Source organism: Pararoseomonas baculiformis (assembly GCF_017813395.1).
GTDB lineage: Bacteria > Pseudomonadota > Alphaproteobacteria > Acetobacterales > Acetobacteraceae > Roseomonas > Roseomonas baculiformis.
Genome location: NZ_JAGIZB010000001.1, coordinates 256,746 through 276,489, shown reverse-complemented (window position 1 = coordinate 276,489; position 19,744 = coordinate 256,746). Strand labels below are relative to the sequence as shown.

Here is a 19,744-nt window from a genome sequence, read left to right as displayed (position 1 = left end):
GGAGCGCACGACATGGCCGCAGGCCCTCACGAGCAGCACAAGCTGAGTGACCCGGACAACGACGTCCGGCACCTGCACGACTCCAAGGTGGAGAACCCGGTGCTGCGCTGGATCGACCAGCGCATGCCCGTCATCTCCATGATCCAGCTGGAGTATGGCAGCTTCCCCACTCCGCGGAACTTCAACTACTTCTGGAACTTCGGTGCGCTGGCGATGGTCACCCTCGCGATCATGATCGCGACGGGTGTCATCCTCTCCATGCAGTACACCGCCAACACGCATCTCGCCTTCGACAGCGTTGAGCGCATCATGCGCGACGTGAACTATGGCTGGCTGCTGCGCTACGCCCATTCGAACGGCGCCAGCATGTTCTTCATCGTTACTTACATCCATATGTGGCGAACGCTCTATTACGGTTCCTACAAATCGCCGCGCGAGCTGCTCTGGATGCTGGGCGTGGTCCTGTTCATCCTTATGATGGCGACGGCCTTCATGGGCTACGTGCTGCCCTGGGGCCAGATGTCCTTCTGGGGCGCCACCGTCATCACGAACCTCTTCTCCGCCCTGCCCCTCATCGGCGAGCACATCGTGACCTGGCTCTGGGGCGGCTTCTCGGTGGATAACCCCACCCTCAACCGCTTCTTCTCGCTGCACTTCCTGCTGCCGTTCCTGATCGTCGGCGTGACCTTCCTGCATGTGGTCGCGCTGCACATCACGGGCAGCAACAACCCGCTGGGCATCGAGCCGAAGACGAAGAAGGACACCATCCCCTTCCACCCATACTACACGGTGAAGGACAGCGTCGGGATCGTGGTCTACTTCATTGTCTTCGCCATCCTCGTCTTCTTCATGCCGAACTATCTCGGCCATCCGGACAACTACATCCCGGCGAACCCGCTGGTGACGCCCGCCCATATCGTGCCGGAGTGGTACTTCCTGCCCTTCTACGCGATCCTGCGCGCGGTGCCGGACAAGCTGGGTGGCGTGGCGCTGATGGGTGGCGCGCTGGTGATCCTGTTCTTCCTGCCCTGGCTCGACGGCTCGCCGGTGCGCTCCATGCGCTTCCGCCCGATCGCCAAGTGGCTCTTCCTGCTCTGGACCGTGAACTTCTTCGTCCTGGGCTGGGTGGGCGGCAAGCCGGCCGAGCAGCCCTACATCCTGATCGCCCAGATCGGCACCGCGTACTACTTCGCCTATTTCCTCGTGCTCCTGCCGCTGCTGGCGAAGTTCGAGAAGCCGCTGCCCCTGCCCGAGAGCATCGCGAGCGCGGTGCTGAAGCGCCGGGGCGGTGGGCCCCTGCCTGCCGGCGCAACTGCCAAGCCGATGGAGAAGGCGTGATGCGCCGCCCCATGTTCAACCTGATCCCGACCCTGAAGGCGGCCGCTGTCGCGGCTGCCCTCGCCCTGGCGCCGGCTGCCCTCGACACGGGCGCCCGTGCGGCGGAAGGCGGCCCTGGCTCGGGCCATGACGTGATCCGGATCCCCGACACGAAGTTCACCTTCGACGGGATCTTCGGCACCTTTGACCGCGCCTCCGTCCAGCGCGGCTTCCAGGTGTACAAGGAGGTCTGCTCCGCCTGCCATTCGCTGCGGCAGCTCTCCTATCGCCACCTGACCGGCATCGGGCTCACCCCGTCGCAGGTCGCGGCCATCTCGTCGCAGTTCCAGGTGCAGGACGGGCCGAACGACAACGGCGAGATGTTCGAGCGGCCCGCGCGCCCCTCGGACCGTTTCCGCCGCCCCTTCGCGAATGACGCGGCCGCCCGCGCGGCCAATAATGGCGCGCTGCCGCCCGACCTGTCGGTGATGGTGAAGGCGCGCGAGGGCGGCGCCGACTACATGCATGCCCTGCTCGTCGGCTATGAGGAGCCGCCCCCGGGCGTCACCGTCATGGAGGGGATGCACTACAACAAGTACTTCCCGGGCCATCAGATCGCCATGGCGCCCCCGCTGAACACGGATGGGCAGGTGACCTATGCCGATGGCACCACCGCGACGGTGGACCAGATGGCAACCGACATCGCCAGCTTCCTCGCCTGGGCGGCGGAGCCGGAGCTGGAGCAGCGCCGCGCCATGGGTGTGCGGATGATCGTCTTCCTGACCATCCTGGGCGGCCTAGTCTATGCGGTGAAGCGCAAGATCTGGTCCAACCTCCACGGCGAGTGATCGCCGGAAGGACGCCAGCCCCATGAAAAAGGCCCCGCCCCGGTGATCCCAGGGCGGGGCCTTCTTCTTTCGCGGATTCCGTAGCGGGAGAGGGTAGGCGCGGCCCGATCAGGGGCTGGTGCTGGCCCGCTGTTCGGCGAGCGCCGCGCGAATACGCGCGGGAACGCCTTCCGCCGCCTCCTCAAGCCTTTCCCAGGCCACAGGGCGGGAAACGAGGAAGCCCTGCGCCCGGTCCACGCCGCAGCGCGACAACAGGGCAAGCTGTTCCGCACTCTCCACGCCCTCGGCCACGGCCGGAACGGAAAGGGCATGGGCCATGTCGGCCACTGCTTCCATCAGCGCGGTTCCCTGTGCGTCCCGCGCGCAATCCGCCACCAGGGAACGGTCGATCTTGATGGCGTCGAAGGGGTAGCCGCGCAGCCGGGCCAGGGTGCCGTGGCCGCCGCCGAAATCGTCCAGCACCACACGCACGCCGATCCGCGCCAGCTCATGCATATTGGCCAGGGCCGCATCGGGGTCCCCGGCCAGGGAGCCCTCGGTCATCTCGATGATCAGCCGGTCCCCGGCGATGCCATGGGCGCGCAGGATCGCCTCCACCTGGGCATCGAAGCCCGGCACCCCGAAGCTGGTGGCCGAGGCGTTGACGGAGATGGTGTAGGGCGGGTGGCCCAGCGCGATCAGCCGGCAGGCCTCGCCCACCACCCAGCGGTCCAGCGCGCCGGAATAGCCCATGCCCTCGATCACCGGCAGCACATCGGCCGGGCGAAGGGAAAGGCCGCTATCGGTGCGCCAGCGCAACAGCGCCTCCACGGAGCGCACCTTGCCCGTCCTCAGATCGGCAATGGGTTGGAAGACAAGATGGAAGGGCACCGTGCCGCCCGGGGCGAAGGCCTCGCGCAGCCAGGCCTGCAGCGCGGTGCGGCCCACCGCCTCCCCGCCCTGGAACGCATCGGCCGAGCGGGTGACGCCGCGCCCGGCGCGCTTGGCGGTATAGAGCGCCGCATCCGCGCGCTCCATCAGGGTGGAGATGTCGCTAGCGTGCCAGGGCGTGGCCGCGAAGCCGATGGATGCCCGGAGCGGCACGGCGGAGCCGTTCAGGATGAAGGTATCGGCCAGGGCCGAGTGGATCCGGTTGGCAAGGCCAAGCCCGGCCTCCGGCCGCTCCACCTCCCGCAGCAGAACGACGAACTCGTCGCCGCCCAGCCGGGCCACGGTGTCCCTCGCGCGCACCGTTTCCCGCAGGCGCCGGGCCACCTCTGCCAGCGCCCTGTCCCCGCCCGCATGGCCATAGGTGTCGTTGATCGGCTTGAAGCCGTCGAGGTCGATCATCAGCAGGCCGAGGCGCTGCGGGTCGGCCTCCGCCAGGATCTCCTCGAGTCCCTTGCGGTTGCACACGCCCGTCAGCGTGTCGGTCCGGGCGGCGCGGTGCACCTCCCGGATCGCCTGGCGCAGCGAGAGGGCGGCCGAGACGCCGCGGGCCAGGTCCTGCAACCGTTCCACCATGGTGGGGGTGAGTTCGCGCGGAACCCGGTCCATCACGCAGAGCGTGCCCACGGCATGCCCCCGGCTGCCACGCAGCGGGGCGCCGGCATAGAAGCGCAGGCTCGGGTCGCGGGTGACGAGGTCGTTGTTCTGGAAGCGCGGGTCCGCCGCCAGGTCGGGCACCACCATCACCTCGTCCGGGTTCATGATGGCGTGGGTGCAGAAGGCGTTGTCGCGCGGGGTGGAGCCGGCTTGCAGGCCCTTGATCGCCTTGAAGAACTGCTCCTCCTCGCCCACCAGGGAGACGCCGGAGATGGGCACGCCGACAAGGTCGCTGGCCACGCGCACGAAGGCGTTGAGCAGCTCCTCGGTCGCCCGGTCGAAGGAGGCGATGTCCGTGACATCGATCAGGCGTTCGGCTTCGTCCGCAGGCCGTGGAAGCGGCGTCATCCCCGTCTATCCCCGTGAGCAGAATCGCATGGGCCCAGAGTGCAACTCGCGGTTGCCTCGCGCAACTGCCGGTTGATCCATTTTCGTCTGCCCTGGTGCGCGCGCCGCCGCTCCGCTAATCCACCGCCCGGCCGGGGAAGGCGCCGGCCGAGAGCGGAGCGCATGATGTCCGAGCAGATCACCCCCGTCATCGGCCTGATCGGCGGGTCCGGCCTCTACGATATCGAGGGGCTAGAGGACCGGCGCTGGGAACGGGTGGAGAGCCCCTGGGGCGAGCCCTCGGACGAGCTCCTCTTTGGCACACTGGCCGGGGTGCGCTGCGTGTTCCTGCCGCGCCACGGCCGCGGCCACCGGGTTCCGCCGAGCGAGCTGAACTACCGTGCCAATATCGATGCGATGAAGCGTGCGGGCTGCACCGAGATTCTCTCCCTCTCGGCGGTCGGCAGCCTCAATGGCGACCTGCCCCCGGGCACCTTCGTCATCGTGGACCAGTTCATCGACCGCACCTTCGCCCGGAAGAAAAGTTTCTTCGAGACGGGCTGCGTGGCGCATGTCTCCATGGCGCATCCGCTCTGCCCCCGGCTGGGCGACGCGCTGGAGGAGGCGGCGCGCGGCATCGGGCTGAAGCACAGGCGGGGCGGCACCTATCTCGTCATGGAAGGCCCGCAGTTCAGCACCAAGGCGGAGAGCGAGCTGTACCGCGCCTGGGGCTGCGACGTGATCGGCATGACGAACATGCCCGAGGCCAAGCTCGCCCGCGAGGCGGAGCTTTGCTACGCGACCGTCGCCATGGTGACGGATTATGATTGCTGGCACCCCGACCATGACCACGTGACCGTGGATGCGGTGGTGAAGGTGCTGCTGGAGAATGCCGGCCGCGCGAAGGACCTGGTGCGGGCCGTGGTGCCGATGCTGGGCAAGCCGCGCGGGCTATGCCCCTCAGGCTGCGACCGGGCGCTGGACGCGGCGATCGTCACCCCGCCCGAGAAGCGCGACCCGGCGCTGGTGGCGAAGCTGGACGCGGTGGCCGGGCGACTGCTGCGCGCGGCCTGAGCCGCGCAAGAACACGAAGGGCGGTTTCCCTGCCGGGAAGCCGCCCTTTTGCATGGCCGCGCCCTGCTCAGGCGCTGGAGCTGGTTCCCCAGCCGCGGGCGCGGCGCTTCCGGCCTACGAGGAAGGCCACCACGGCCGCGATGGCCAGCAGGACCACCATGGGCAGCGGGGTTTCGGAGAAGCCGTTGGGCCAGACATAGGGAAGGCCCGCCAGCAGGGCGAGGAAGATGACAATGCCGATGATGGTCTTGAGGACCATGATTCGCTCCTTCTAGCCCAGCCTGGACGACAGGAATGCCAGGGCCCGCTCCTCGGCCAGGGCGGTGGCCGTGGGATCGTAGCTCGAACGGTCCTCGCAGGCGAAGCCGTGGCCGGCGCCGGGATAGACATGGATCTCCACATCCGGTTGCGCCTCGCGCACCAGCTCCACATCGGAAAGCGGGATACCCTTGTCCTGTTCCCCGAAATGCAGCTGCACCGGGCAGTTCGGCGCCTCGTTCCGCGTGGGGGCGATGCCGCCGCCATAATAACCCACGGCCGCGCCGAAGCTGCTGGACCGGGTGGCGCCCCACCAGGCGATGGTGCCGCCCCAGCAATAGCCGATGATGCCCCGCGCCGCGCCCGCGGGCAGGGCGGCCGCTGCGGCCTCGATGTCCAGCATCACCGCCGCTTCCGGCACCTTGGCGCGCAGGGCGAGGCCACGGTCCCGGTCGGCCGCCTCATAGCCCAGCTCCACGTCGCGCTCGGCGCGGTCGAAAAGGGCGGGGGTGATCACGGCCCAGCCGAGGCTGCCGAGATGGTCGGACAGGCGGCGCATATGCGGGTTCACCCCGAAGATCTCCTGCACCACCACCAGGGCGCGGCGGGCATCCGCGGGGCCGGTGCGCCAGGCGGACAGGCGGTGGCCATCCGCCGCCGTCAATTCGATCCTCATGCATGGCTCCGCTGCAATCGCCGGGCTATCCTGGGCCGATGGCCGAGATCGTCAACCTGAACCGCGCCCGCAAGGCGCGTGACCGCGCGGAAGCCGGGGCCCGCGCGGCGGCGAACCGCGCGGCCCATGGCCGCACCAAGGCGGAGAAGGCGAAGGACGCCGCCGCCCGGGCGAAGCGCGACGCCCTGCTGGACGGCGCGCGGCTGGAGGAAGGGCCGAAGGACTAGGAGGGCCTCAGCCCTCCTTCTTGGCCACCATCCCGCGCACCTCGTCCATTGCCTCGGAGAAGCGCTTGTTCAGCACCGTCAGCGCCTCGGCGTTGGATTTCTGGATGAGGTCGGCCAGTTCCTTCATGTTGGTCACCGCGCGCTCATAGCTGGCCTTCACGATCTCGGCCTGCTTGGCGGCGCGGTCCTGCGGGTCCGTGCTGGCGGAGGTGCCGCGCACGGCATCCGTCATCTCCGACATGGATTGCTGCAGGATTTCCATGTGGCGGCGGGCAACGGCCTGGGCGCCTTCCAGCGCCACGCGGTTGGCGGCGGAAAGGGCCTCCAGGTTGCGGCGCTGCGCGGCGGCCAGCGCCTCAACATCCACCATGGGCACTCGCATCTCGGACAGGAGGCGCATCGGGTCCATCTCCGGCGGGAAGGTAAGGCGGTCGGACATGGGCATTCCTCCGTTCTGGATTCGGCGCCATCCTGGCCCTTCCCGCCCTGCCGCCGCAAGCATCGCCAGATGTCAGTCGCGTGTGCTCTAGGCCGGGCGGAGATCGCCGGGGCTGTCCGGGAGGTCCGACGGGCCGGAGCCGGGCGGCATTCCGTCCTCCCCGGCCTCGGCCGAGGCCACCATGATCCCGGTATCGGCCAGCGGCGGGTCCACGATATCGGGCGGGACGGCGTCCCCACCCTCCACCGGGCCCTGGGGTGGCATCTCGTGCTCCGAGAGGCGCAGGGTGCGGGCCACCTTTTCGGCCCGGTCCAGCGCACGGTCCAGCGCGGCCATGGTGGCCCCGAGATCGATGCTCTCGTCGCCCTCCCAGGCGCGGGCGGCGGAAAGCCATACCCCGACCAGCCCCTGCACGCGCAGCGTGCCCTGGAACCCGGCGGTGGAGACGCCCGCGCCCTCCAGGGTCCAGGCCATGGAGGCCATGAGCATGGGCGAGAGCAGCAGGGCGGAGATCGGGTCCCGCATCAGGTCCCGCTGAAGGCGCAGCACGCCCTCGCGATGGGGGGCCAGCGCGTCGAAGCGGCGCATCAACAGGTCGAAGACTCGGTCCCGCGCCGTGCCGAAGCTCATCTGGCCCGGCACGGTCCCCTCCAGCACCGCCTGGTCCACGGCGCGGTGATAGGCGCGCAGCAGATCCACCGGGGTGGCGTAGCGGCTGCGCAGATCGGCCAGGCTCTCCCCGCTCTCCTCCGCGATGCGGGCGAAGGTGGTGCCGTGCCAGCCATGCCGCGCGACCACGCGCCAGAAGGCATCGAACAGGGCCGGGGAGGGGGCGTCAGGCGTATTCATCCCCTGCAAGATGGCCCATCCGGCGGATGGATCAACTGCGCCCCGCCGCCGCCCGCCCTGCCAGTGCCGCGCCGATGGCCGCCAGCTGGATCGCGCCCGCCGCCACGAACAGGGCGGGCCCGCCCCCGACCTCGCGGAGCAGCCCGAACAGGGCGGGGGCGAAGGCATAGCCGGCCTGGCTGGTGGCGGTGATCAGCGCCACCACGCGGCCCGTATCCGCGGCGCGGAACTCCACCTGCGCGATCAGGGGCGGCAGGGAGGTGGCGTTGCCGATGCCCAGGCCGAACAGCGCGATCCCCGCCAGCATGGCCGGCGCATCGCCCCCCGCCAGCAGCACGACCAGCGACCCGGCCACCTGAACGCCATAGCTGCCCACCGCTGCCAGGCGGCGATCCGCCCCGGGGCGGAGGATGCGCCCCAGCAGCGTGCGGCCCAGCACCGCGCAGGCCGTGGCCATGCCCATGGCCAGCCCCGCTCCTTCCGCGCCCAGCACGGGGACGAGGACGGAGAAGAGATGCGCGATGAGCCCGATCTGCGCGACAAGCCCGAGGCACATCAGCGCGGCGAGAGTAAGGAAGCGCCGCTCCCGCCAGGGATTCGCCAGGGGCAGGGCGGCGGGCGGCACGGGCCGGGCGGTGAGGCCGGGGGTGCTTTCGGCGGGGCCGCCATCGGGCTGTTGCCCCATCCCCTCCGGGCTGCGGCCGAGGACCCGCCCGGCGAGCCACCACAGGGTAAGCGCCATTGCCGCCCCCACCAGCGCCGCCGCGGCCGGCAGGCCCATCAGGGCGATCAGCGCCACCCAGAGCGGCGAGAACACCACGCCGCCGATGCTGGCCCCGTTGAAAGCCGCCGAGAGCGCCGCGGGGCGCCGGCGCACGAACCAGGGCGCCACGAAGGCGTTGATCGCCGCCGCCCCCGTGGCTGCCCATCCCGCCCCGCTGACCAGGGTGGCGGCGAAAAGCTGCCAGGGCTCGGCGGCCAGGGCCCAGCCCAGCACCCCGAGCGCCGAGGCGACCCCGCCCGCCCGCGTGACCGCCGCCAGCCCGAAGCGCGCATGCAGGGCCGGAAGCCGCGCCACCACCAGCGCCCCCAGCAGGAAGTGGCAGGTGATGGCGGCCGAGATCACCGGAACTGGCCAGCCCCGCGTCTCGTGCAGCGCCTGCAGCAGCACCGGAGGCCCGTAGAAGCCAACCCCCCAGCCAAAGGCCGCGACGGTGAAGGCCGCCCAGACCACGCGCCACCCGAAGAACTCCGGCCTGCTTTCCATCCGCCACGCCCCCTGTCGGCCAAGGCCGCACCCTGCCGGCAGAAGCGGCGCCGGTGCTGCGGTGCGGCCCGAAACATCAGGGCCAACTTCTATGGGGGTGCCGGCACGGGGGCCTTCGCGAGGTTGCGCCGGAATCCCGCCCCGCAGGGGAAGGCGCCGCTTCCCCCGTGGCCGGCAGCCCTACTGCGCCAGCTCGCGCGACCGCTTCGTGGCCGCGTCGATCGCGCGGGAAACCAGGTCCGGCCAGGCCCTTTCCCCCATCAGCACGGCCAGGGCCTGTTCCGTGGTGCCCTTGGGGGAGGTGACGTTCTTCCGCAGCACCGCCGCGTCCTCGGCGCTGCGGCCAAGAAGGGCGCCGGAGCCGGTGATGGTGGCGCGGGCCATGCGGCGGGCGAGTTCGGGCGGGACGCCCTGCTCGATGCCCGCCCTCTCCAGCAGTTCGGCGAGGAGGAAGACATAGGCCGGGCCGCCACCGGAAATGGCGGTGACGGGATCGATCAGGCTCTCGGCCTCCACCCAGTCCACTTCCCCGGTGGCGGTGAGGAGGCGGTCGGCCAGGTCCTTCTGGGCGGAGGAGACGCGGCGCCCGGCGCAGGCCACGGTGAAGCCCTGGCCGATGGCGGCGGGGGTGTTGGGCATGGCGCGGACCACGGCCGCGCCATCCAGCATGGCGTCCAGCCCGGAGATGGTCTTGCCGGCCATGATGGAGAGGAACAGGGCGCCGCCGCGGGCGAAGGGGCGGTAGGCGGGCAGGGCATCCTCGGCCTGCTGGGGCTTGGTGGCGAGCACCACGGCCTCGGGCACGAAGCCGGAGGGGATGGACTGGGCGTCCGGCACCACCTCCACCCGGTGGGCATAGGCCTCGGTGGAGGGCCTGTGGGGCTCCACCACCACGGCGCGGGAGAGGCCGCGCTCCAGCCAGCCGGCGAGCAGCGCGCCACCCATCTTGCCGCAGCCGACCAGGAGGACGGGCGGCAGAACCTCAGCGGACATCAGGCGATCCCTCGAAACATCAACGGCCCCTCCAAGGGGAGGGGCCGTGGAAGGTTTCAGGCTTCGCCGACGCAGTCCAGCATGGCCGCCGCCAGAGCCTCCGACGGGGGCTTGCCGCCCCACAGGACGAACTGGAAGGCGGGGAAGAAGCGCTCGCACTCGGTGATGGCGATGTCCACCATGTCCTCGAGGCTCTCGACGCTCGCGGCGCGGGCGCCGCGGAGCAGGACGGCGTGGCGGAAGACGGGAACACCCTCCTCCCCCTCCAGGCCGAAATGCCCGATCCAGAGCTTCTCATTCGCCAGGGCCAGCAGCTCATGGAGCTTGCCGCGGGCCTCGGGCGGCACCTTCATGTCGAAGGCGCAGGTGAAGTGCATGGCGCTGATTTCGGTGGACCAGGCGAAGTGCAGGCCATAGTCGCACCACTTGCCGGGAGCCTCGGCGGCCATCTCTCCATCGGAGCGACGGTCGAAGGCCCATTCGTTGGCCGACACGATCTGCTCGACAACATCGAGCGGATTGGCGGCCCTGTCCCGGTTGGCAGCGAGGGTGGCTGACATCGAGTCACCTCCTATCCCGAGACGGGCAGACCCCCCGAGTCTGGTATCGAATCGGCCAGGTCAGCCCCAACAGGTTGATACTGCGATGGCGAACGCAGCGGCAAGGCCGAAGGCTGCAGCTTGCGTGCCAGCCGGGAGCTATTCTCCTTCGCTGGTGCCGGATTGCCCTTCCCCGCCGCTGCCGGCGCCGGCCTCGAAGGGCGCGGCCGCGGGGGCGGACGCGGCGGGCATGGCATCCAGCCGCGCCTCCAGCGCCGCCACGCGGGCGGAGAGGCTCTCGGCCTCCTCGCGGGCCCGGCGGGCCACTTCCAGCGCGGCGTCCAGCTCCTCGCGCTTCACTAGGTTCAGGCGCGCGGTCAGCGCCTCCGTCTGGGCCTGGACCATCGCCTCCAGCTCGGCCCGGGCGCCGGACAGCACGGAAAAGGCGCCGCCCGCCACCCCGGCCAGGTCATCGAAGAACTTGCCGCGGCCGCCGAAGGGACCGCTGCCGGAGCCCTTGCCGAAGGGGCCGCTTCCGAAAGGACCCGAAGAGCCCTGTCCACCTTCCTGCATGCGTGCCTCCATCCGAATCACGCCACCAACATGGCCCCGCCGGGGCGCGCGGCGTAGTCCCCGGGGAAAGTTTTCCCCGGATGGGGCGCTTCACCGTGGCGGCATTTCCCGCCGGGGGCGATCGGCCCTATACCCCCGCCGCCCTGAAACCACGCGATAGGCGGCGCATGTTCCTCATCACCGGCGGCGCCGGGTTCATCGGCTCCAACCTCGTCGCTGCCCTCTCCGCCCGCGGGGCGGAGGTGATGGTCAGCGACCGCCTGAGGGACGGGCCGAAATGGCGGAACATCCGCGATGCGGTGATCGCCGGCATCGTGGCGCCCGAGGACCTGCCGCGCTGGCTGGACGGCGCGCCGAAGCTTGAGGCGGTGTTCCATCTCGGCGCCGTCTCCGCCACCACGGTCACGGATGGCGACCTGGTGGCCGGGAGCAACCTGAACCTGACGCTGCGGCTGTGGGACTGGTGCGCGCGGCACCGCGTGCCGCTGATCTACGCCTCCTCCGCCGCCACCTATGGCGACGGCGCGGAGGGATTCGACGACGACATGGATCCGCGCGCGCTGTCCCGCCTCAAGCCGCTCAACCTCTATGGCTGGTCCAAGCACGCGACGGACCGGCGCATCGTGCAGATGCTCGGCCGGGGGCAGCCGGCGCCGCCGCAATGGGCGGGGCTGAAATTCTTCAACGTGTATGGACCGAACGAGGCGCATAAGGGGCGCATGGCGAGCGTGGTGCTGCACAAGTGGCGCCAGGTGGCGGCCGGCGAGCCCGCGACGCTCTTCGCCTCGGATCGCCCGGAATTCCCCGATGGCGGGCAGCTGCGCGACTTCGTGCATGTGGATGACTGCGTGGCCGCGATGCTGTGGCTGGCGGAGAATCCCGGCGTGAGCGGGCTGTTCAACATCGGCACGGGCACCGCGCGCAGCTTCGCGGACCTGGCGCGCGCCATCTATGCGGCGCGCCAGCAGCCGCCCGATATCCGCTACGTGCCCATGCCCGAGGACCTGCGCGGCAAGTACCAGTATTTTACCGAGGCGCGCATGGACCGGCTGCGGGATGCGGGCTTTGATCGCCCGCCCACCTCTCTGGAGGAGGGGGTGGCGCGCTATGTGCGCCAGCTCGATTCCGCCGAGGTGCCCGCATGATTCCCGCCATCATGTTCCCCGCGATCGACCCGGTGGCCTTCGCCATCGGGCCTTTCGTCGTGCGGTGGTACGCGCTGGCCTATATCGCGGGCATCGTCATCGGCTGGCAGTTGGCGCGGCGGCTGGTGACGAAGCTGCCCGTGGCGGGCACGCCGGAACAGGTGGACGACTTCGTGACCTGGGCCACGCTTGGCGTCATCCTCGGCGGGCGCATCGGCTATGTACTGTTCTACCGGCCCGACATCATCCTGAGCGCGCCCTGGGAGATCGTCTATCTCTGGCATGGCGGCATGTCCTTCCACGGCGGCGCGGCGGGCGTGATCATCGCGCTCATCCTTTTCTGCCGCCGCCAGGGCATTCCCTTCCTGCTCTTCTCGGACCGCATCACCAGCATCGTGCCGATCGGGCTCGGCCTCGGGCGCATCGCGAACTTCATCAATGGCGAGCTCTGGGGCCGCACCACGGATGTGCCCTGGGGCATGATCTTCCCGCATGCGGGGCCGGAGCCGCGCCATCCGTCGCAGCTCTACCAGGCGGCGATGGAGGGCCTCATTCTCCTCGTCATCCTGCAATGGATCGTGCGCACGCCGCGGCTGCGCGCGCGGCCCGGCTTCACGGCGGGCGCCTTCCTCGCGGGCTACGGCATGGCGCGGATCATCGGCGAGTTCTTCCGCCAGCCCGATCCGCAGCTGGGCTTCCTTTTCGCCGGGGCCACCATGGGGCAGCTGCTCTCCATCCCGATGGTGTTGTTCGGCATCTGGCTCATGGCCCGCAGCCGGCCGGTGGTGGAGGCGCCCGCGGCGTGAGCGACGTGCCGGAGCGGCTGGACGCCTTCATGGCGCGCGCCAATGCGGCCTATTACGCCGGGCGCGATCCCCTGGGCGCGGCGGGTGATTTCACCACCGCGCCCGAGATCACCCAGGCCTTTGGCGAATGCCTCGGACTCTGGGCGGCCGTCACCTGGACGCTGATGGGGCGGCCGGACCCGGTGATCCTGGCCGAGGCCGGGCCGGGGCGCGGCACGCTGATGGCCGATGCGCTGCGCGCTATCACCCAGATGATGCCGGATTTCGCCCGTGCCGCCCGGCTGCACCTGGTGGAGACATCGCCCCTGCTGCGGGAGGCGCAGCGCGCCCGGCTGCCGGATGCGATCTGGCACGAGGATGTCGCTGCGCTGCCGGCGGGGCCGGCGATCCTGCTGGCCAATGAATTCCTGGATGCGCTGCCGATCCGCCAGTTCATCCGGCGGGGCGGGGCCTGGATGGAGCGCTTCGTGGCGGATGGAGCCTTCGCCGAGCGGCCCGCGCCGGATGCACCGCTGCCCGATGCCGGGGAGGAGGGCGAGATCCGCGAGGTGAACGAGCCCGCCCGCACCATCGCCGCCGCCCTGGGGGCAAGGCTGGCTGCCCAGGGCGGGGCCGCGCTGTTCATCGACTACGGCCCGGCCGAGAGCGGCCCGGGCGACAGCCTGCAGGCCATCCGCAACCGCGAGGCGGCGGATCCGCTGGGCGATCCCGGCGCGGCGGACCTGACGGCGCATGTGGATTTCGCCGCCCTGGCGCGGGCGGCGCGGGCGGCCGGTGCAGCGGCCCATGGGCCGATCCCCCAGGGCGTGTTCCTGGCAAGGCTGGGCCTGCACAGCCGCGCGGCGGCGCTGGCGGCGTCCGATCCCGGCCGGGGCGCCCGGCATGTCGAGGCCGCGGCTCGGCTGACCGCCCCGGAGGCGATGGGCCGCCTGTTCAAGGCGCTGGTCCTGTGCCACCCCGGGCTTTCCACCCCGCCCGGTTTCGAAGCTGCATGACCGCTGAATTCCTGACTGCCCCCGCCCTGGCCGGGATGCCGCATGGCTTCTTCACCCGGCGCGGTGGGGTCTCCGCGGGCCGCTTCGCCAGCCTCAACTGCTCCCTCTCCAGCCCGGACGAGCCGGACGCGGTGCAGGAGAACCGGGCGCGGGCCATGCGCGCCATCGGCCGGGCGCCGGAGAGCCTGTCGGGCCTTTATCAGGTGCATGGCGTCGATGTGGCCGTGGTCGAGACCCCGTTCGCGCATGATGGCCGCCCCCGGGCGGATGGGGCGGTGACCAACCGGCCCGGCGTCACCCTCGGCATCATCACCGCCGATTGCGGGCCGGTGCTCTTCGCCGACGCGCGGGCGGGGGTGGTGGGGGCCTGCCATGCGGGCTGGCGCGGGGCGCTCGCCGGGGTGCTGGAGGCGACCATCGCCGCCATGGAGGGCCTGGGTGCCCGGCGGGAGGGCATCGCCGCCGCCCTGGGCCCCTGCATCCGCCAGCCGAGCTATGAGGTGGGGGCCGACCTGCGGGCCGAGCTTCTGGCGAGCGACCCGGAGGGGGAGCGCTTCCTGGCGCCGGGCAGGCGGCCGGACCACTGGCAGTTCGACATGGCCGGGCTGATCCTGGCCCGGCTGCGCGCCGCCGGGGTGGCGGCCGAGGCCCTGCCGAACGACACGCTGGTGGAGGAGGACCGGTTCTTCTCCCATCGGCGCCGCACGCTGGAGGGAGGCGGGCCGATCGGGCACCAGCTCTCGGCCATCGGGCTCCCCGGCTGATCCGCTCTGGCTTTATCGGCTCTGGCGCTGCGGCCCGGGGCCGTGGATAAGGCCGTCACCCATGCCCTACATCTTCATCTTCGTGGCGCTGATGTTCCTGACGCTCATGGCGTCCTGCGTGTTCATCTGAGCCGATGCGCCGCTTCATGACCTCCCTGCTGCCGCTGGCGCGGCTGGCCGTGCTCGGCCTGCCCGTGGCGCTCCTGGCCTGCGGGCCGCTGCCCCAGCCCTTCCGGGGCAACCCCGGCGCCGAGGCAAGGCGGCTGGCGGCGCCTCCGGCCTATCGCATCGCCGTGCCGCGCCCGAATGCGGCGCTGCTGCCGGATGTCGCCTCCTCGGATTTCGCGGTGGTGGTGGCGGAGGCGCTGCAGGCGGCCGAGGTGCCGGCCGTGGCCGGGCCACCCGCGCCGCTGGACTGGCGGCTGGACATCAAGGCCGAGCAGGACGGGCGGAGCGTGACCCCGGCCTATGCCGTGGTGGACGCCGATGGGAAGGTGCTGGGCGAGGCACGCGGGGCCGCCGTGCCCGTGCGGGAGTGGAGCGAGGCCCAGGGTGCCATGCTGCGCCGCGTGGCCCAGCGGGATGCCACCGTGGTGGCGGGGCTGCTGGGCCGGGGCGAGGCCGCCCGGCGCGCGGCCGAGCCGGTGGCCTTCAACGGCTCCGGCGGGCCGCCGCGCGTGCGCTTCCTGGGGGTGAAGGGCGCGCCGGGGGATGGCAACCAGTCCCTGGCCATGCGGATGCGCGAATTCCTCTCCACCAGGGGCTTCGTGGTGCAGGAAGGCTCGGATGGCGCCGCCTTCGCCCTGACCGGCGAGGTGACCATGACACCCGTGGCGGACCGCAAGCAGCGCGTGGAGATCCAGTGGCGCGTCTCCCGCCGAGACGGCCATGACCTCGGCCTGGCGGCGCAGATCAACGAGGTGCCCGCGGGCACGCTCAACGGCCTCTGGGGTGACGTGGCCTATGTGGTGGCCGAGGAGGCGGCGGTGGCGGTGCGCGACATCATCGCCAATGCAGGTGGCCTGGGAGAGGAAGCGGCCCGCCGCAACGCCCCCCCGGCCAGCCCCGCTGGAACGGGCGCTCCGGCCCCGCGGTAACATCGGTGTGGGGTGGCTGTTCCTGGCATGCGTCCTGCGTAGACCGGCCCTGACTCGCTGATGGCATGGACTTGGCGGCCCGTGGTTGCTATCCCGCCGCCGCCCTGACGCTGCCTCGACCGGACTCGCCCGCCGGTGAAGATCGGGCGGCGCGCCCGGAGAATCCACGCGGATGAAGATCCTCGCCTGCAACAGCAACCGCCCGCTCGCCGAGGCGGTCGCCGCGGCCCTCAACCTGCCGCTCACCCAGGCATCGGTCCGCCGCTTCGCCGATCTCGAGATCTTCGTGGAGATCCAGGAGAACATCCGCGGCGAGGACGTGTTCGTCATCCAGTCGACGAGCTTCCCGGCGAATGACAACCTGATGGAGCTGCTGATCACGCTGGACGCGCTGCGCCGCGCCTCCGCGCGCCGCGTGACGGCCGTGATCCCCTATTTCGGTTATGCCCGGCAGGACCGGAAGTCCGGCCCGCGCACGCCGATCTCGGCCAAGCTGGTGGCGAACCTCATCACCCAGGCCGGCGCGGACCGCGTTCTGACGCTGGACCTGCATGCGGGCCAGATCCAGGGCTTCTTCGACATCCCCGTGGACAACCTCTTCGCCGCGCCGCTCTTCGCGCGCGACATCCAGGAGCGGTTCAAGGGCCGTGACCTGATGGTGGTGTCCCCGGATGTCGGCGGTGTCGTGCGCGCCCGCGCCATCGCCACCCGCCTGCACACGGATCTGGCCATCATCGACAAGCGCCGCCCGCGGGCCGGCGTCTCAGAGGTGATGAACGTGATCGGCGATGTGCAGGGGCGCGACTGCATCCTGATCGACGACATCGTGGATTCCGGCGGCACGCTCTGCAACGCGGCCGAGGCCCTGCTGAAGAACGGCGCGAACTCCGCCAGCGTCTATGTCACCCATGGCGTGTTCTCGGGCGGGGCGGTCGCGCGCATCGGCGCGGCCCCGATCGAGCACATGATCACCACGGACAGCATCCAGGCCACCGAGGCGGTGCGCGTCTCCTCCAACATCCGGCAGCTCACCATCGCGCCGCTGCTGGCCGAGGCGATGCGCCGCATCAGCGAGGAAGCCTCGGTCTCCACCCTGTTCAACTGAAGCGAACCCGGCCCGGCGGGCCGGGGCGGATGATCGCCGCCCTGGCCTGAGCCGGCGCCCCGGGCCCGGAGAGGGCCAGCCCTTCGCAGGGAGGCGGGCGGGGAGCTGCCCGGCTCCTCCGCCGGGAACGCCATGGGGCTCCATGGGGCTGCCATGCCGCTCCTGTCGCGCTATCTCTCGCCCATGCCCGCCTCCACACGCCGCGTCGCCCTTGCCCTGGCTGCCAGCGCGTTGGCAGCGGCCTCCATCCGGCGCGGATCGGCCGCGGGATGGCCGCGGCAGGTGAAGGACATGCTCGGGCGGGTGGTGACCATTCCCGCCCGGCCCCGTGCGATCCTGCTGGGCGAAGGCTTCCAGCTCCTCAACCTGGCGCTGCTTCATCCCGATCCCGCCTCGCTGCTCGTGGGGATGGGGGGTGACCTGAGGCGGCTGGATCCGGTGAGCGACGCCGCCTTCCGCCGCCGCTTCCCCGCGCTGGAGAAGGTGCCGGAGATCACCGCGCAGGTGGGGCAGGGCTTCCCGGCGGAGCGGGCGCTGGCGCTGAAGCCCGATCTCGCCATCCTCAGCAGCTGGCAGGCGGGATCGGAGGAAACGCGGCAGGCCGTGGCCCTGCTGGAGGGCACGGGCGTGCCGGTGGTCTATGTCGATGTCTTCCGCAATCCGGGCGAGAACACGCTTCCCACGATCCGGCTTCTGGGCGCGCTGCTGGGGCAGGAAGATCGCGCGGAGGCCTATGCGCGCTTCTACGAGGAGCGGCGCGACCGCCTGGTGCGGCGCGTGGCGGAAAGCGGCAGGCCCGGGCCGCGCGTGCTCCTCACGGCCTTTCCGGGCCGCTGGCCCTGCTGCTGGGCAGCGGGCGGTGAGGGCGGCAGCGGAGAGTTCCTCACCCTCCTGGGCGCGCGGAACCTTGCGGCGGGGCTGACGGCCGCGCCGCAGGGCGGGAACCTTGCGGTGGAGCAGGTGCTGGTTTCCCGGCCCGAGGTCTTCGTGGGAACAGGCATCCACGTCCCCGGCGACCCCACGGGCATACAGCTGGGCGCCGGGGCTTCGCCGGAGATGGCGCGGGCGAGCCTGGAGGCGGTGCTGCGCGCGCCGGAACTGGCCGCCCTGCCGGCGGTGCGGGACCGCCGCGCGCATGGGCTGTGGAACCCCTTCAACGGCGCGCTGATCAACATCGTCGCGCTTGAGGCGCTGGCGCGCTGGATCCGGCCCGAGCTGTTCGGGGATGTGGATCCGGGTGCGACCCTGGCGGAGATCAACGCGCGCTTCGCGGCCATCCCCTATGAGGGAACCTACTGGACCAGCCTGCAGGGCTGATGCCGCGGCCGGCGCTGCCTGGCCGGCCATCGCCTTCCGGCCCCGGCGCGGCCGGGTCCGGGGCTACCGCCCCAGCCCCATCCGCGCGGCGGTGGCCAGCTTGTCCGCACGCTCGTTCATCACGTCGCCCGCATGGCCGCGCACCCATTTCCACTCGATCTGGTGCGGCTTGGCGGCCGCCAGAAGGCGCTGCCACAGCTCGTAATTCGCCACGGGGTCCTTGGCCGCGTTGCGCCAGTTGTTGCGCACCCATCCATGGACCCAGCGCGTGACGCCGTTCTTCACGTATTCGCTGTCCGTGTGGATCACCACGCGGCAGGGCTTCTTCAGCGCCTCCAGCGCGGAAGCGGCCGCGGTCAGCTCCATGCGGTTGTTGGTGGTGGCGGGCTCGGCGCCCATCATCTCCCGCTCATGCGCGCCGAAGCGCAGGATGGCACCCCAGCCGCCCGGGCCGGGATTGGGCTTGCAGCCGCCATCCGTCCAGATCTCCACCACCGCCTCGGGCGCGGGGCCCGCTTCTTCAGACGCCATAGGCGGCAACTCCTGTGGCCTGGGCGTGGAAGCGAAGGCGGCGCAGGTATTCGAGAGGGTCCTTGCGGGTCACGAGGGCTCCGGCAGGCGTGTTGGTCCAGTCAAAGAGGCGCGTGAGAAGGAAGCGCAGCGCGGCCCCGCGGCACAGCACGGGAAGCGCGTCCATCTCGGCGCGGGACATCGGACGGGCGGCGTTGTAGCCCGCGAGAAGGGCGCGCGCCTTGGTGACGTTGAAGGAGAGGTCCTGCTCGAAGCACCAGGCGTTCAGGCAGATGGCGACATCGTAGGCCAGGATATCCGTGCAGGCGAAGTAGAAGTCGATGAGGCCGGAGACGCGCGGCTTCCCGCGCTGCTCCTCCAGGAAGAAGACGTTGTCGGGGAAAAGGTCCGCATGGATCTGGCCGCGCGGCAGGTCGCGCGGCCATTCGCGCAGGATGGAATCCAGCTGCCCGTCCAGCTCGGCGCAGAGGCCGGGTTGCACCGTGTCCCCGTTCGGGCGGCAACGATCGAGCAGCGGGCCCCAGCCATGGGGCCCCAGCGCGTTCGGGCGCTCGGCGGTGAAGCCCTGGCCGGCGGCGTGCAGGGCGGCCAGCGCGCTGCCCAGCGGGCCGCAATGGGCCACCGAGGGGCGGCGTGGCCAGACGCCGGGCAGGAAGGTGCAGATGGCGGCGGGCCGGCCCGCCAGCTCGCGCAGCGCCTCGCCGTCGCGCCCGGCGACCGGCTCGGGGCAGGCGAGCCCGCCGGCGGCCAGGTGGCGCATCAGCCCGAGGAACCATGGCAGCTCCGTGGGGTCCACGCGCTTCTCGTAGAGGGTCAGGATGAAGTCGCCGCTGCCGGTCTTCAGCGCGTAGTTGCTGTTCTCCACGCCCTCCGCGATGCCGCGGAAGGCGACCAGCTCGCCCAGATCATAGCCCGCGAGGAAGGCGCGTAACGCCTCGTCGGACACCTCGGTATAGACAGCCACCGAACCCCCCCGGAACCCAAGACGCCGGGGGATGCCCCAGCGCGGGCGG

At 71.1% G+C, this 19,744-nt stretch carries 22 protein-coding genes; 11 read left to right on the top strand and 11 right to left on the bottom strand.

What is annotated here, in order from left to right:
- Nucleotides 1-12: 12 nt before the first annotated feature.
- Both J8J14_RS01270 and J8J14_RS01265 read left to right on the top strand, forming a co-directional pair.
- Entirely contained in the window at nt 13-1,338 is a 1,326-nt protein-coding gene (locus J8J14_RS01270; RefSeq protein ID WP_209377590.1) for a cytochrome b, read from the top strand.
- Nucleotides 1,338-2,165 (top strand): cytochrome c1, encoded by an 828-nt coding sequence (locus tag J8J14_RS01265; protein ID WP_245215232.1) that lies wholly within the window; start codon nt 1,338-1,340, stop codon nt 2,163-2,165. Before J8J14_RS01270 ends, J8J14_RS01265 begins: the two co-directional genes overlap by 1 nt.
- A 108-nt stretch (nt 2,166-2,273) precedes the next feature.
- Here J8J14_RS01265 and J8J14_RS01260 read toward each other — a convergent pair whose 3' ends face one another.
- Nucleotides 2,274-4,097, bottom strand: a complete 1,824-nt coding sequence (locus tag J8J14_RS01260) for a putative bifunctional diguanylate cyclase/phosphodiesterase (protein WP_209377589.1) — start codon at nt 4,095-4,097, stop codon at nt 2,274-2,276.
- A gap of 165 nt (nt 4,098-4,262) precedes the next feature.
- On the opposite strand from J8J14_RS01260, the gene J8J14_RS01255 reads away from it, so the two are divergent.
- Entirely contained in the window at nt 4,263-5,150 is an 888-nt protein-coding gene (locus J8J14_RS01255) for an S-methyl-5'-thioadenosine phosphorylase (RefSeq protein ID WP_209377588.1), read from the top strand.
- 67 nt (nt 5,151-5,217) lie between these two features.
- Here J8J14_RS01255 and J8J14_RS01250 read toward each other — a convergent pair whose 3' ends face one another.
- A complete protein-coding gene (locus tag J8J14_RS01250) occupies nt 5,218-5,409 on the bottom strand; it encodes a hypothetical protein (protein WP_209377587.1) in 192 nt (63 codons plus the stop codon).
- A 12-nt stretch (nt 5,410-5,421) separates the two neighbouring features.
- The gene (locus tag J8J14_RS01245; RefSeq protein ID WP_209377586.1) at nt 5,422-6,084 is read right to left on the bottom strand and encodes a dienelactone hydrolase family protein; all 663 of its coding nucleotides are present in this window, start codon (nt 6,082-6,084) and stop codon (nt 5,422-5,424) included.
- A gap of 38 nt (nt 6,085-6,122) precedes the next feature.
- On the opposite strand from J8J14_RS01245, the gene J8J14_RS01240 reads away from it, so the two are divergent.
- Nucleotides 6,123-6,311: a DUF4169 family protein gene (locus J8J14_RS01240; protein WP_209377585.1), complete on the top strand. Its 189-nt coding sequence runs from the start codon at nt 6,123-6,125 to the stop codon at nt 6,309-6,311.
- A 7-nt stretch (nt 6,312-6,318) separates the two neighbouring features.
- Here J8J14_RS01240 and J8J14_RS01235 read toward each other — a convergent pair whose 3' ends face one another.
- The 6 genes from J8J14_RS01235 to J8J14_RS01210 all read right to left on the bottom strand — a co-directional run bounded on the left by J8J14_RS01235 (nt 6,319) and on the right by J8J14_RS01210 (nt 10,971).
- The gene (locus tag J8J14_RS01235; RefSeq protein ID WP_245215231.1) at nt 6,319-6,750 is read right to left on the bottom strand and encodes a phasin family protein; all 432 of its coding nucleotides are present in this window, start codon (nt 6,748-6,750) and stop codon (nt 6,319-6,321) included.
- 87 nt (nt 6,751-6,837) lie between these two features.
- A complete protein-coding gene (locus J8J14_RS01230) occupies nt 6,838-7,599 on the bottom strand; it encodes a TetR family transcriptional regulator (RefSeq protein WP_209377584.1) in 762 nt (253 codons plus the stop codon).
- Between the two features lie 31 nt (nt 7,600-7,630).
- Nucleotides 7,631-8,866: an MFS transporter gene (locus J8J14_RS01225; RefSeq protein ID WP_209377583.1), complete on the bottom strand. Its 1,236-nt coding sequence runs from the start codon at nt 8,864-8,866 to the stop codon at nt 7,631-7,633.
- Nucleotides 8,867-9,046: 180 nt separating this feature from the next.
- On the bottom strand, nt 9,047-9,859 hold the full coding sequence (gene proC, locus J8J14_RS01220) for a pyrroline-5-carboxylate reductase (RefSeq protein WP_209377582.1): 813 nt from the start codon (nt 9,857-9,859) through the stop codon (nt 9,047-9,049).
- 56 nt (nt 9,860-9,915) lie between these two features.
- Complete coding sequence (locus J8J14_RS01215) at nt 9,916-10,419, bottom strand: type III secretion system chaperone family protein (RefSeq protein WP_209377581.1); 504 nt, start codon at nt 10,417-10,419, stop codon at nt 9,916-9,918.
- A gap of 138 nt (nt 10,420-10,557) precedes the next feature.
- Nucleotides 10,558-10,971 carry an accessory factor UbiK family protein gene (locus J8J14_RS01210; protein WP_209377580.1) on the bottom strand — a complete coding sequence of 138 codons (414 nt, stop codon included), beginning with the start codon at nt 10,969-10,971 and terminating at the stop codon, nt 10,558-10,560.
- Between the two features lie 167 nt (nt 10,972-11,138).
- Here J8J14_RS01210 and rfaD point away from each other — a divergent pair, with 167 nt between their 5' ends.
- The 7 genes from rfaD (at nt 11,139) to J8J14_RS01175 (ending at nt 18,200) form a co-directional block, all read left to right on the top strand.
- A complete protein-coding gene (gene rfaD / locus J8J14_RS01205) occupies nt 11,139-12,116 on the top strand; it encodes an ADP-glyceromanno-heptose 6-epimerase (protein ID WP_209377579.1) in 978 nt (325 codons plus the stop codon).
- The gene (gene lgt / locus J8J14_RS01200) at nt 12,113-12,922 is read left to right on the top strand and encodes a prolipoprotein diacylglyceryl transferase (RefSeq protein ID WP_209377578.1); all 810 of its coding nucleotides are present in this window, start codon (nt 12,113-12,115) and stop codon (nt 12,920-12,922) included. The genes rfaD and lgt overlap by 4 nt, the downstream gene beginning before the upstream one ends.
- Nucleotides 12,923-12,927: 5 nt before the next feature.
- Nucleotides 12,928-13,917: a class I SAM-dependent methyltransferase gene (locus tag J8J14_RS01195; RefSeq protein WP_342452367.1), complete on the top strand. Its 990-nt coding sequence runs from the start codon at nt 12,928-12,930 to the stop codon at nt 13,915-13,917.
- The gene (gene pgeF, locus J8J14_RS01190; protein ID WP_209377577.1) at nt 13,914-14,681 is read left to right on the top strand and encodes a peptidoglycan editing factor PgeF; all 768 of its coding nucleotides are present in this window, start codon (nt 13,914-13,916) and stop codon (nt 14,679-14,681) included. The genes J8J14_RS01195 and pgeF overlap by 4 nt, the downstream gene beginning before the upstream one ends.
- Nucleotides 14,682-14,827: 146 nt before the next feature.
- Complete coding sequence (locus J8J14_RS01185) at nt 14,828-15,778, top strand: hypothetical protein (RefSeq protein WP_209377576.1); 951 nt, start codon at nt 14,828-14,830, stop codon at nt 15,776-15,778.
- Between the two features lie 172 nt (nt 15,779-15,950).
- Nucleotides 15,951-16,883, top strand: coding sequence for a ribose-phosphate pyrophosphokinase (locus tag J8J14_RS01180; RefSeq protein WP_209377575.1), 933 nt, complete (start codon nt 15,951-15,953; stop codon nt 16,881-16,883).
- Between the two features lie 153 nt (nt 16,884-17,036).
- Nucleotides 17,037-18,200 (top strand): ABC transporter substrate-binding protein, encoded by a 1,164-nt coding sequence (locus J8J14_RS01175; RefSeq protein ID WP_245215230.1) that lies wholly within the window; start codon nt 17,037-17,039, stop codon nt 18,198-18,200.
- Nucleotides 18,201-18,263: 63 nt separating this feature from the next.
- On the opposite strand, the gene rnhA is transcribed toward J8J14_RS01175, so the two are convergent.
- Together rnhA and J8J14_RS01165 are read right to left on the bottom strand one after the other, a co-directional pair.
- Nucleotides 18,264-18,731 (bottom strand): ribonuclease HI, encoded by a 468-nt coding sequence (rnhA, locus tag J8J14_RS01170; protein ID WP_209377574.1) that lies wholly within the window; start codon nt 18,729-18,731, stop codon nt 18,264-18,266.
- Nucleotides 18,721-19,695: a homoserine kinase gene (locus J8J14_RS01165; RefSeq protein ID WP_209377573.1), complete on the bottom strand. Its 975-nt coding sequence runs from the start codon at nt 19,693-19,695 to the stop codon at nt 18,721-18,723. Before J8J14_RS01165 ends, rnhA begins: the two co-directional genes overlap by 11 nt.
- Nucleotides 19,696-19,744: the final 49 nt, after the last annotated feature.

Coding starts and splice junctions, on each gene's coding strand:
- J8J14_RS01270 (WP_209377590.1), top strand. CDS start 13: ATGGCCGCAGGCCCTCACGAGCAGCACAAGCTGAGTGACCCGGACAAC.
- pgeF (WP_209377577.1), top strand. CDS start 13,914: ATGACCGCTGAATTCCTGACTGCCCCCGCCCTGGCCGGGATGCCGCAT.
- rnhA (WP_209377574.1), bottom strand. CDS start 18,731: ATGGCGTCTGAAGAAGCGGGCCCCGCGCCCGAGGCGGTGGTGGAGATC.
- J8J14_RS01180 (WP_209377575.1), top strand. CDS start 15,951: ATGAAGATCCTCGCCTGCAACAGCAACCGCCCGCTCGCCGAGGCGGTC.
- rfaD (WP_209377579.1), top strand. CDS start 11,139: ATGTTCCTCATCACCGGCGGCGCCGGGTTCATCGGCTCCAACCTCGTC.
- J8J14_RS01260 (WP_209377589.1), bottom strand. CDS start 4,097: ATGACGCCGCTTCCACGGCCTGCGGACGAAGCCGAACGCCTGATCGAT.
- J8J14_RS01255 (WP_209377588.1), top strand. CDS start 4,263: ATGTCCGAGCAGATCACCCCCGTCATCGGCCTGATCGGCGGGTCCGGC.
- J8J14_RS01235 (WP_245215231.1), bottom strand. CDS start 6,750: ATGTCCGACCGCCTTACCTTCCCGCCGGAGATGGACCCGATGCGCCTC.
- J8J14_RS01210 (WP_209377580.1), bottom strand. CDS start 10,971: ATGCAGGAAGGTGGACAGGGCTCTTCGGGTCCTTTCGGAAGCGGCCCC.
- J8J14_RS01240 (WP_209377585.1), top strand. CDS start 6,123: ATGGCCGAGATCGTCAACCTGAACCGCGCCCGCAAGGCGCGTGACCGC.
- J8J14_RS01215 (WP_209377581.1), bottom strand. CDS start 10,419: ATGTCAGCCACCCTCGCTGCCAACCGGGACAGGGCCGCCAATCCGCTC.
- J8J14_RS01185 (WP_209377576.1), top strand. CDS start 14,828: ATGACCTCCCTGCTGCCGCTGGCGCGGCTGGCCGTGCTCGGCCTGCCC.
- J8J14_RS01245 (WP_209377586.1), bottom strand. CDS start 6,084: ATGAGGATCGAATTGACGGCGGCGGATGGCCACCGCCTGTCCGCCTGG.
- proC (WP_209377582.1), bottom strand. CDS start 9,859: ATGTCCGCTGAGGTTCTGCCGCCCGTCCTCCTGGTCGGCTGCGGCAAG.
- lgt (WP_209377578.1), top strand. CDS start 12,113: ATGATTCCCGCCATCATGTTCCCCGCGATCGACCCGGTGGCCTTCGCC.
- J8J14_RS01265 (WP_245215232.1), top strand. CDS start 1,338: ATGCGCCGCCCCATGTTCAACCTGATCCCGACCCTGAAGGCGGCCGCT.
- J8J14_RS01225 (WP_209377583.1), bottom strand. CDS start 8,866: ATGGAAAGCAGGCCGGAGTTCTTCGGGTGGCGCGTGGTCTGGGCGGCC.
- J8J14_RS01175 (WP_245215230.1), top strand. CDS start 17,037: ATGCCGCTCCTGTCGCGCTATCTCTCGCCCATGCCCGCCTCCACACGC.
- J8J14_RS01230 (WP_209377584.1), bottom strand. CDS start 7,599: ATGAATACGCCTGACGCCCCCTCCCCGGCCCTGTTCGATGCCTTCTGG.
- J8J14_RS01250 (WP_209377587.1), bottom strand. CDS start 5,409: ATGGTCCTCAAGACCATCATCGGCATTGTCATCTTCCTCGCCCTGCTG.